This is a genomic window from Kutzneria sp. NPDC051319, from assembly GCF_040682195.1.
Lineage (GTDB): Bacteria > Actinomycetota > Actinomycetes > Mycobacteriales > Pseudonocardiaceae > Kutzneria.
Genome location: NZ_JBFBAM010000093.1, coordinates 22,710 through 32,352, shown reverse-complemented (window position 1 = coordinate 32,352; position 9,643 = coordinate 22,710). Strand labels below are relative to the sequence as shown.

Below are 9,643 nucleotides of genomic sequence, written 5' to 3'. Positions count from 1 at the left end.
CGCCCCCGGCTGATGCAGGGAAGGACGCCTTACCTGCGTTCAACGCAGGTAAGGCGTCCTTCCCTGCATCACGGGAAGCCGCACCGCGGACTTCATCGTTACCCCTTCGCGGGAGAACTGACCCACTAGTGATCTTCGTAATCCGCCGGTCGGCCGCTACCCTGCCTGTTGTGATACCTGCGTGGGTCTGGTTCACGGCGTTCGTCGTCCTGGCGGTGGCCGGGTTGGCACTGCTGGCGACAGACCGCGCCCAACGGACGGCTCGTAACCGAGAGCGACGGCGTTGGGCGGGGTTGCGCGGCTGGCAGTTCGCCGAGACAGACCACGTGCTGCCCACCCGCTGGCACCACGGGGCCATCGCCTACTACGGCAGCGGGGTGGCCCGCGACGTCGTCGCCGGCTCCACCTTCACCGCCGACGGGCGGCGCCAGGTGTACGTGCTCGACCTGGAGAACGGCGGCAAGGTCAACTCGGTGCTGGTCGGCATCCGCTGCCGCCGCACCCACCCCGTCGTGGTCGAGCTGTGGCTGCCCAGCGTCCCCTTCCAGCGGGAACAGATGCCCGACCTGCTCGGCCCGGTCGGCCAGCGCTACGCCTTCGTGTCCGACCTGACCGCCGCCCGCATGCTCATCACGCCCGACCTGGTCGAGGCGGCCGAGGAGATCGGCGGCGACGTCACCGTGGTCTGGCTGGAGGAGGACTGGGTGCTCGCGGCCGCCCCGCCCGGGGCCAGCCCGGCCCGCCTCGAACGGCTGCTGCGCGACGTCGGCGAGCTGGCCGACGTGGTCGACCCTTTCGACGCGGACACGCCCAGTGACGAGGCGTCCGACGACAACCCCGGCGGCGGCGAGGTCTACCGGCCCTCGTTCGGCGGCCGCAACCCGGCCTGACGGCGAGGGATACGCCCGGCGCCGACTCGCCGGTACCGTGCCGGCCATGGCCACCTGTCTCGTCACCGGATCCACCTCTGGGATCGGCGCCGCCTTCGTGCGCCGGTTCGCCTCCGACGGCGACCGCCTCGTGCTGGTCGCCCGCACCGAGTCCCGGCTCGTCGAGCAGGCCGAGGAGCTCAAGCGCCGGTTCGGCGTCGACGCCGAGGTGCTGCCGGCCGACCTGGGCACCGAGGCGGGCCGGGCGGCCGTGGAGGCCCGGCTGCGCGACGCCTCCCGCCCGGTCGACGTGGTGGTCAACAACGCGGGCTTCGGCACCTCCGGCGAGTTCTGGATCTCGCCCGTCGAGGACATGCAGCAGCAGTTGGACGTCAACGTGACGGCCGTGATGCGGCTGACCCACGCCGCGCTGGCGACCATGGTCCCGCGCCGTGCCGGGGCGATCATCAACGTGTCCAGCGTCGCCGGTTTCATGCCCGGCCGCGGCTCCACCTACTCGGCCAGCAAGGCCTACGTCACCGCCTTCACCGAGGGGCTGTCCATCGCGCTGACCGGCTCCGGCGTGCGGCTGATCGTGCTGGCCCCCGGCTTCGTGCGCACCGAGTTCCACCAGCGGGCCGGCATCGACATGAGCAAGACGTCCGAGCTGTGGTGGCTCGACGCCGACCAGGTGGTCAGCGAGTGCCTGGCCGACCTCGGCCACGGCAAGGCGGTCAGCATTCCCGGCTTCCAGTACAAGGCCGTGGTCGGGCTGTCGCGGCTGGTGCCGCGCGGATTGGTGAGAAGGATCGCCGGGCGGGTCGCCGCCGGACGCGACCGGACATGAGAAGGTGTGGACCCGTGCGAGTGGAATCTCCGGCGAAGTCCGAACTGGCCCGTCTTGTCTCTGAGCTGGCCGTCGTGCACGGCCGTGTCACCCTGTCTTCCGGCGCTGAAGCCGACTACTACATCGACCTGCGGCGCGCGACGTTGCAGCATGCGGCGGCCCCGCTGATCGGCAAGCTGCTGCGGCAGCTCACCGCCGACTGGGACTACGTCGCCGCCGGCGGCCTCACCCTCGGCGCCGACCCCGTGGCCTGCGCGATGATGCACGCCGCCGCGGCCGACGGCGACGTGCTGGACGCGTTCGTGGTGCGCAAGGAGACCAAGGCGCACGGCATGCAGCGGCGGATCGAGGGCATCGAGGTCGCCGGGCAGCGGGTGCTGGCCGTCGAGGACACCTCCACCACCGGCGGCAGCGTGCTCACCGCCGTGGAGGCGCTGCGCGAGGCCGGCGCGACGGTGGTCGGCGTGGCCACGGTTGTCGACCGCAACACCGGGGTACGTGAGGCCATCGCGGAGGCCGGTCTGGAGTACCGGTACCTTCTCGATCTCTCGGATCTCGGTCTGTAGGAGACGTCCTTTGCTCGCTGTCCTGGCCGTTGTGGTCGTGCTGCTGGTCGCTGCGCTCGGCGTCTCGTTGAGCCACAACAGATTCACCGCGCAGCGCGGGGCGGTCGAGCGGCAGTGGCAACGGGTGGACGGCGAGCTGCAACGCCGGCACGACCTGATCGGCGGCATCGTCGCCGTGACCAAGGCCGGCGGCGTGAACGTGAGCACCATCGTGCAGGCGCGGTCGATGGCCATGGCCAGCCGCGGCGCCGGGCCGGTCGCGCAGGGCGTGGCCGAGCACCGGCTGCACGAGGAGTTGACCAGCTTCCTGGCCGGTGTGCCGGCGGGGCTGCGTGAGGGCCGGGACTTCGGGCTGTTGTGGGAGCAGATGGGCGAGAGCGACGAGCGGGTGGCGGCGGAATCCCGTGACTACAACGACAGCGTGCACGCGTTGAACAGCCGGATCGTCGCCTTCCCCAGCAACATCGTGGCCGGTGTGGGCAAGGTGGGCCGGGCGCAGTACTTCCTGCCGGGCGGGCGGGTCCGATGAGCGAGGATTCCTTGCCCGACAGCGAGTTGGGCCCGACCGAGTGGGTGCCGGCCGGCACCGAGGTCGGCGTCGGGCCGTGGGAGGGACCGTGGCCTTCTGACGCCCGCTACGACCCCGAGCTGCTGGCCGAGGGCGACCGGCGCAACGTCGTCGACCACTACCGGTACTGGCGGCGCGAGGAGATCGTCGCCGACCTCGACCGCCGCCGGCACCCGTTCCACGTCGCCATCGAGAACTTCCAGCACGACCACAACATCGGCACCGTCGTCCGCACCGCCAACGCCTTCGCCGCACAGGCCGTGCACATCGTCGGGCGGCGGCGGTGGAACCGGCGCGGGGCCATGGTCACCGACCGGTACCAGCACCTGCACCACCACGAGGACGTCGAGTCGCTGGTGGCCTTCGCGCGGGCGCAGGGGCTGGAGATCATCGCCGTGGACAACACCCCCGGCTCCGTGCGTATCGAGAACACCGCGCTGCCCCGACGGTGCGTGCTGCTGTTCGGGCAGGAGGGGCCGGGGCTGTCCGCCGCCGCCCAGGCCTCCGCCGACATGGTCGTGTCGATCGCCCAGTTCGGGTCCACGCGGTCGGTCAACGCCGGTGTCGCCGCCGGCATCGTGATGCACACGTGGGTGGCGCAACACGCCGACCTTCATACGTCCTGGTGATCACGGTGTCTGCGGAATCGATCAAGCGCGCACCATGGGTCGGTGACGGATTCCCCCGCGCTGTGGGCTGCCCGGGCAGGCATGGCCGAACGGGCCGTGCGGACCAGACACCTTCGGCGCCTGTGGGGCCTTCCCGGCTCCCTCATCGCCGTCACCGGCTGGCCCGCGTGGGGCCGTCGGCTGCACGTGCCCTGGCACTACTGGTGGCAGGCGCACCTGCTCGACTGCCTCGTCGACGCCCAGTTGCGGTCCCCCTCGGACGAGCGGCTGCGTGACATCTCGCGGCTGATCGACACCATCCGGCTGCGCAACGGCCGCCGATGGCTCAACCGCTACTACGACGACATCGCCTGGCTCGGCCTGGCCCTGTGGCGGGCCGGCGAGGAGCTCGACATCCGCCGGCCCGAGGCCCTCGACGAGATCCGGCAGCGCCTCCGTGACGGCTGGACCGACCACGGCGGCGGCGGCATCTGGTGGCGTACCAAGGACAATCTCAAGAACGTGCCGGCCAACGGCCCCGCCGCCATGCTGTTCACCCGCCTCGGCGACCGCGCCGACCGTCAGCGCGCCATGTCCATTGTGGACTGGATCGACGAGTGGCTCATCGACCCCGACACCGGTCTCGTCCTCGACGGCCTCCGCGTCGACCCTTCCGGCGAGGTCTCCGGCATCGTCGAATGGGCCTTCACCTACTGCCAGGGCGTCTACCTCGGGGCGTGCGTCGAGCTCTTCCTCGCCACCGGCAACCAGGTGTGGGCCACCCTCGCCCGCCGCACCGTGCTCGCCGTCGCCGAGCACATGGTCGGCGAGGGCGGCGTCCTGCCCGGTAACGGCGGCGGCGACGGCGGTCTGTTCGCAGGCATCCTCGCCCGCTACCTCGCCCACGCCGCCATCGTCCTCGACGACAAGGAAGCCGCCCAGATCGTCTACCTCTCCGCCGACTCCGCCTGGCGCAACCGCGTCGACCTCCGCAGCGGCCCCCTGTTCGGCCCCGAGTGGGTCATGCCCGCCACCCCCGGCCGCCGCCGCCCCGAACGCGACCTCTCCGTCCAACTCTCCGCCTGGATGCTCTTCGAGGCCGCCGCCACCCTCGAACGCAACGACGTGCATCCCGCCTTCGGTTGACCTCCAGCCTGGTCGAGGTTGCATGGTGGAGCGATCGTCGGCTGAGCAGGGGGAATCATGATCCTGGTGACCGGGGCCACCGGACGGGGTGGCGGCAGTGCGCTGAAGCAGTTGCTGGACAAGGGCATTGCCACAAGGGCGGTGGTGCGGGACCCACAGCGGGCGGCGCTGCCGGCCGGTGTCGACGTCGTGGCGGGGGACCTGGCGGATTCGGGGAGCCTGGGACCGGCGTTGGAAGGTGTGGACGCGGTGTTCCTGGTGTGGCCGACCATTGCCGCCGATCACGCGGCGCCGGCGGTCATCGCGGAGATGGGCAAGCGGGTCCGGAGGGTGGTGTACCTGTCGGCCAACGGTGTCTCCGCCGATGCCACCGAAGGAATCCTCGGTTCGCACGCGATGATGGAGCGGCTGATCGAGGAGGCGGGCGTGGAGTGGACGTTCCTGCGCCCCACGGGGTTTGCGGCGAACACCCTGGGCTGGGCCCCGCAGATCAGGGCCGAGGGGGTGGTCCGCTGGGTGCACGGGGCGGCGCGGCGGGCGCTGATCCACGAGAAGGACATCGCGGCGGTCGGCGTCCGGGCGCTGACCGAGGACGGCCTGGTCGGGGCGCGGCCGGTGCTGACCGGGCCGGCGGCGATCAGCCAGGTGGAGCAGGCGCAGGCGATCGGGGCGGCCATCGGACGGCCGGTGCGCTTCGAGGAGATCTCCGATGACGAAGCGCGGCGAGGGATCTTTGCCAGCTGGCCGGCGGCGGTGGTGGACGGGCTGCTGGCGGCGCACGCGGGGTTCGTGGCCAACCCGGAGCTGGTCAACGACACCGTGGAGAGGCTCACGGGCCGGCCGGCCCACACCTTCGCGGAGTGGGCGAAGGACCACGCGGCGGACTTCAGCTGATGGCTCTACGTGAGTGGCTCATTTCGCCCCAGGCGCTACCGGAGCCACTCACGTAGAGCGACAAGCTCAGGCGCAGCCGCAGGACTGGCGGTGCATGAGCTTGGCCGGCAGGCGGACGGTCTGGGGCTCGCGAGAGGGATCCTTGATGCGGGCCAGGAGCATGCGGACGGCGGTGCGGCCGATGTCGGCGATGGGCTGGGCCATGGTGGTCAGGGGCGGGTCGACGAGGTCGGCCCACTCCACGTCGTCGTAGCCGACGACGGCGAGGTCGGTGCCGATCTTGAGCTGACGGCGGCGGGCCTCGTGCAGGACGCCGACCATCATGGCGTTGTTGCCGGCGACGACGGCGCTGGGCGGGGCCGGCAGGGAGAGGAGCTGGGACAGGGCCACTGCGCCCTGGACGGAGGTGGACTCGCCGGAGGCGACGAGGTCGGGGTCCCACGCCAGGCCGGCGCGGCCGAGGCCGAGGCGGTAGCCCAGCGCTCGCTCGGACGAGGTGGTGAGCCCGGCGGCGCCGCTGATCATGCCGATGCGCCGGTGGCCGAGCTCGCCGAGGTGCTGGACCAGGGCGGACATGGCCTGCACGTTCTCGGGGCCGACCTGGTCGATGGGCTGGTTGCCGGGCAGGCGGTCGACCAGCACGGTGGGGATGTTGAGGCGGCGGAGCTCCGGCAGCACGGTGGCGACGGCGCCGGGCGAGGGGGTGAGCAGCAGGCCGTCCACCCGGCGGGCCCGCAGCATCCGGATGGAGTACTCCTCGGTTTCGGCCTCGTCGTGGGTGTCGACCAGCAGCAGGGTGTAGCCGGCGGCGGTGGCCTCGCTCTCGATGGCCTGCATGAGCTCGGCGAAGTAGGGGTTGGCGACCAGGGAGATGGCCACGCCCAGGGACCGAGTGCCGCCGGTGACCAGCGACCGGGCGATGACGTCGCCGGTGTAGCCGGTCTTGGCCACGGCGTCGAGGACCCGCTCCTTGGTCTCCGCCGCCACCGCCCTGGTGCCGTTCACGACGTGAGACACCGTCGTGATCGACACGCCGGCCAGTTGAGCGACGTCCTTCATGGTGACCATGGCAGCATTCCTTGCGACGCTTCGTGATCGAAACAGGTGCAAGCGTTTGCGCAAACGCTTGCTGTGGACCTTACCCGCAATTAGCGTCGCCGCAACCAGCACCGTCGCTGATCAGGAGGGCCACCATGAGAATGGGCCTGACGATGGGGACTCTCGTCGCCATCCTGGCCGTCACCACCACGGGCTGCACGACGCAACGCTACTGGGGTGGCTCCACCGCCGTCGGGAACAACACGCAGGCGAAGATCGGACTGGTCACCAAGACCGACACCAATCCGTACTTCGTGGCGCTCCGGCAGGCGGCGCAGGCCGAGGCGGGCAAACTCGGCGCACAATTCACGTCGCTGGCTGGCAAGTTCGACGGCGACAACGACGGCCAGGTGACCGCGATCGAGAACCTGGTGCAACGCGGCGTGAACACGATCCTGATCACGCCGAACAGCGCGACCGGCGTGCTCAGCGCGATCAAGCAGGCACGGGACAAGGGCATCATGGTGATCGCCCTGGACACCGAGACCGATCCGGCCGGCGCGGTCGACGCCACGTACGCGACCGACAACACCGCCGCCGGCCGGCAGGAGGGCCAGTACGTCAAGGCCGTGCTCGGCGACAAGCCGCCGCAGCTGCTGATGCTGGACGGCACGGCCGGCTCCACAGTGGACACGCAGCGGCACACCGGGTTCCTGCAGGGCTTCGGTCTCAAGGACGGTGATCCGGCGATCATCGGCCACCAGTCGGTGAACGGCGACCAGAGCCAGGCCCAGCAGGGCATGGAGAACCTGCTGCAACGGGCCACCACGGTCAACGCCGTCTACACGCTCAACGAGCCGACCGCCCGCGGCGCCTACGCGGCGTTGCAGGCCCGTGGCCTGCTCAACCAGGTCGTGATGGGCTCCATCGACGGCGGCTGCCAGGGCGTGCAGGACGTCAAGGACGGCAAGTACGGCGCGACGGTCATGCAGTTCCCGGCCAAGATGGCCACGCTGGGCGTCGACGCGGCCGTCGAGTACGCCAAGAGCGGCAAGAAGCCCAGCGGCTTCCAGAACACCGGCTCCATGGTCATCACCGACCGGCCGGTGCCCGGAATCCCGTCCCAGGACACCACCTGGGGCCTGCAGAACTGTTGGGGGAAGTGAGATGGCCACCACCGCCAACGGAACCCGGGCCAGCTTCGGCGAGTACGTGCTGCGCACGCCCGCGGTCGGCCCCACCATCGCCCTTGTCGTCGCGGTTGTCGTGTTCTCCTTGTCCACCAGCACTTTCCTGGAACTCGACAACCTCTCGCTGGTCGTCGAGCAGTCGCTGGTGGTCGGCACGATGGCCCTGGGCCAGACGCTGATCATCCTCACCGCCGGCATCGACCTGGCCAACGCGGCCAACACCGTGCTGGCCACGCTGCTGATGGCCAAGCTGGTCGTCGGCGGCGCGCCGGCCTGGCTGGCGCTGATCGTCGGCATCGCCGCGGCCACCCTGATCGGGGCGCTGACCGGCGTGCTCGTCACCAACGTCAAGCTGCCGCCGTTCATCGTGACCCTGGGCCTGCTGACCATTCTCACCGCGGTCAGCCGGATCTACACCGGAGAGTCGGTGCCGGTCAGCGACTCGCTGCTGTCCTGGCTGGGCACACGGCGCTACCTGTTCGGCGGCATCGAGGTCACCTACGGCATGACCTTGGCCCTCGTGATGTTTCTCGTCGTCTGGTACGCACTGAACAAAACGGGCTGGGGCAAGCATGTCTACGCCGTGGGCAACGAGCCCGAGGCGGCCCGGCTGTCCGGGATCAACGTGCAGCGCACGGTCATCGGCGTCTACATCATCGCCGGCCTGATCTACGGTATCGCCGCGTGGCAGGCGCTGGGCCGCGTGCCCAACGCCGACCCGAACGCCTACCAGACGGCCAACCTGGACTCGATCACCGCGGTCGTCATCGGCGGCACGAGTCTGTTCGGTGGCCGGGGAAGCGTGCTCGGCACGCTCGTCGGCGCGTTGATCGTCACGGTGCTGCGCAGCGGGCTCACCCAGGCCGGCATCGACGACCTGTACCAGAACGTGGCGACCGGCATCCTGGTGATCGCCGCCGTCGCGCTGGACCGGTTCACGCGAGGGAGGCAGCGATGACCGAGCCGATCTTGCAGGCCAGGGGCCTGGTCAAGCGGTACGGGCGCGTGACGGCGATCGACGGCGCGGATTTCGACCTGCTGCCGGGCGAGGTGCTGGCCGTGGTCGGCGACAACGGCGCCGGCAAGTCCAGCCTGATCAAGGCGTTGTCCGGGGCCGTGGTGCCGGATGCCGGCGAGATCAAGGTGGACGGCTCGGCGGTGCACTTCCGCGGCCCGCTGGACGCCCGCCGGGCCGGGATCGAGACCGTGTACCAGGATCTGGCCCTGGCGCCGGCGCTGGACATCGCCACGAACCTGTTCATGGGCCGGGAGAAGCGGCTCGACGGCTGGCGCGGCCGGTACCTGCGCACCCTGGACGCCAGGACCATGCGGACCGAGGCGCAGCAGGTGCTCGACCAGCTGGGCATCAACATCAAGTCCATCTCGCAGCTGGTGGAGACCCTGTCCGGCGGCCAGCGGCAGGCCGTCGCGGTGGCCAGGGCGGCCGCCTTCGGCACCAAGGTCGTGATCATGGACGAGCCGACGGCGGCGCTGGGCGTCGCCGAGTCGGCCAAGGTGCTGGAGCTCATCGGCCGGATCCGCGACCGCGGCCTGCCGGTGGTGCTGATCAGCCACAACATGCCGCACGTGTTCGAGATCGCCGACCGGGTCCACGTGCACCGGCTGGGCCAGCGGGTCGCGCTGGTCAAGCCGGCCGAGAGCTCGATGAATGAGGTCGTCGGCCTGCTCACGGGCGCGCTGCGCATGGGTGATGATGGTGTGGTGGAAGAAGTTCGCAACGCTGTGACGACAGGGCTGGGCAGTCACCGGAAGTCGGCCGAGTGACCAGGATCCTGCTGGCCGGGCTGTGCACTGTCGACGTGGTGCAACGGGTGGCCGAGATACCCGATGCCGGCGTGAAGGTGCAGTCGGAGACGGTGGCGTTGGCCGCGGGTGGGGCCGGCGCCCACACCGACG

General features: G+C 70.6%; 11 protein-coding genes and 1 pseudogene. 11 read left to right on the top strand and 1 reads right to left on the bottom strand.

What is annotated here, in order from left to right; genetic code table 11:
- Positions 1-173 precede the first annotated feature (173 nt).
- The 7 genes from AB0M73_RS44905 (at position 174) to AB0M73_RS44875 (ending at position 5,498) form a co-directional block, all read left to right on the top strand.
- A complete protein-coding gene (locus AB0M73_RS44905; protein WP_043730814.1) occupies positions 174-890 on the top strand; it encodes a hypothetical protein in 717 nt (238 codons plus the stop codon).
- Positions 891-936: 46 nt separating this feature from the next.
- The gene (locus AB0M73_RS44900; RefSeq protein WP_363905500.1) at positions 937-1,716 is read left to right on the top strand and encodes an SDR family oxidoreductase; all 780 of its coding nucleotides are present in this window, start codon (positions 937-939) and stop codon (positions 1,714-1,716) included.
- On the top strand, positions 1,713-2,282 hold the full coding sequence (gene pyrE / locus AB0M73_RS44895) for an orotate phosphoribosyltransferase (RefSeq protein ID WP_363905497.1): 570 nt from the start codon (positions 1,713-1,715) through the stop codon (positions 2,280-2,282). Before AB0M73_RS44900 ends, pyrE begins: the two co-directional genes overlap by 4 nt.
- Before the next feature lie 10 nt (positions 2,283-2,292).
- A complete protein-coding gene (locus AB0M73_RS44890; protein ID WP_363905494.1) occupies positions 2,293-2,811 on the top strand; it encodes a LemA family protein in 519 nt (172 codons plus the stop codon).
- A complete protein-coding gene (locus tag AB0M73_RS44885; RefSeq protein ID WP_363905491.1) occupies positions 2,808-3,479 on the top strand; it encodes an RNA methyltransferase in 672 nt (223 codons plus the stop codon). The genes AB0M73_RS44890 and AB0M73_RS44885 overlap by 4 nt, the downstream gene beginning before the upstream one ends.
- Before the next feature lie 81 nt (positions 3,480-3,560).
- Positions 3,561-4,604: a glycoside hydrolase family 76 protein gene (locus AB0M73_RS44880; protein ID WP_363905507.1), complete on the top strand. Its 1,044-nt coding sequence runs from the start codon at positions 3,561-3,563 to the stop codon at positions 4,602-4,604.
- Between the two features lie 57 nt (positions 4,605-4,661).
- Entirely contained in the window at positions 4,662-5,498 is an 837-nt protein-coding gene (locus AB0M73_RS44875; RefSeq protein WP_363905488.1) for an NAD(P)H-binding protein, read from the top strand.
- 66 nt (positions 5,499-5,564) lie between these two features.
- Here the strand turns inward: AB0M73_RS44875 and AB0M73_RS44870 are convergent, their stop codons facing one another.
- Positions 5,565-6,566: a LacI family DNA-binding transcriptional regulator gene (locus AB0M73_RS44870; RefSeq protein WP_043720760.1), complete on the bottom strand. Its 1,002-nt coding sequence runs from the start codon at positions 6,564-6,566 to the stop codon at positions 5,565-5,567.
- Positions 6,567-6,691: 125 nt separating this feature from the next.
- Here AB0M73_RS44870 and AB0M73_RS44865 point away from each other — a divergent pair, with 125 nt between their 5' ends.
- From AB0M73_RS44865 to AB0M73_RS44850, 4 genes and pseudogenes are all read left to right on the top strand, one after another.
- The gene (locus AB0M73_RS44865) at positions 6,692-7,702 is read left to right on the top strand and encodes a substrate-binding domain-containing protein (RefSeq protein ID WP_363905485.1); all 1,011 of its coding nucleotides are present in this window, start codon (positions 6,692-6,694) and stop codon (positions 7,700-7,702) included.
- Between the two features lies 1 nt (position 7,703).
- Positions 7,704-8,684: an ABC transporter permease gene (locus AB0M73_RS44860; RefSeq protein WP_363905482.1), complete on the top strand. Its 981-nt coding sequence runs from the start codon at positions 7,704-7,706 to the stop codon at positions 8,682-8,684.
- Positions 8,681-9,511, top strand: coding sequence for an ATP-binding cassette domain-containing protein (locus AB0M73_RS44855; RefSeq protein ID WP_363905479.1), 831 nt, complete (start codon positions 8,681-8,683; stop codon positions 9,509-9,511). Before AB0M73_RS44860 ends, AB0M73_RS44855 begins: the two co-directional genes overlap by 4 nt.
- Before the next feature lie 5 nt (positions 9,512-9,516).
- Positions 9,517-9,643: pseudogene (locus AB0M73_RS44850) on the top strand (ribokinase); the annotation flags it as partial.

Bases quoted from the DNA above. Each gene is read 5' to 3' on its own strand.
- AB0M73_RS44900 (WP_363905500.1), top strand. From the start codon at position 937: ATGGCCACCTGTCTCGTCACCGGATCCACCTCTGGGATCGGCGCCGCC.
- pyrE (WP_363905497.1), top strand. From the start codon at position 1,713: ATGAGAAGGTGTGGACCCGTGCGAGTGGAATCTCCGGCGAAGTCCGAA.
- AB0M73_RS44885 (WP_363905491.1), top strand. From the start codon at position 2,808: ATGAGCGAGGATTCCTTGCCCGACAGCGAGTTGGGCCCGACCGAGTGG.
- AB0M73_RS44880 (WP_363905507.1), top strand. From the start codon at position 3,561: ATGGCCGAACGGGCCGTGCGGACCAGACACCTTCGGCGCCTGTGGGGC.
- AB0M73_RS44875 (WP_363905488.1), top strand. From the start codon at position 4,662: ATGATCCTGGTGACCGGGGCCACCGGACGGGGTGGCGGCAGTGCGCTG.
- AB0M73_RS44870 (WP_043720760.1), bottom strand. From the start codon at position 6,566: ATGGTCACCATGAAGGACGTCGCTCAACTGGCCGGCGTGTCGATCACG.
- AB0M73_RS44865 (WP_363905485.1), top strand. From the start codon at position 6,692: ATGAGAATGGGCCTGACGATGGGGACTCTCGTCGCCATCCTGGCCGTC.
- AB0M73_RS44860 (WP_363905482.1), top strand. From the start codon at position 7,704: ATGGCCACCACCGCCAACGGAACCCGGGCCAGCTTCGGCGAGTACGTG.
- AB0M73_RS44855 (WP_363905479.1), top strand. From the start codon at position 8,681: ATGACCGAGCCGATCTTGCAGGCCAGGGGCCTGGTCAAGCGGTACGGG.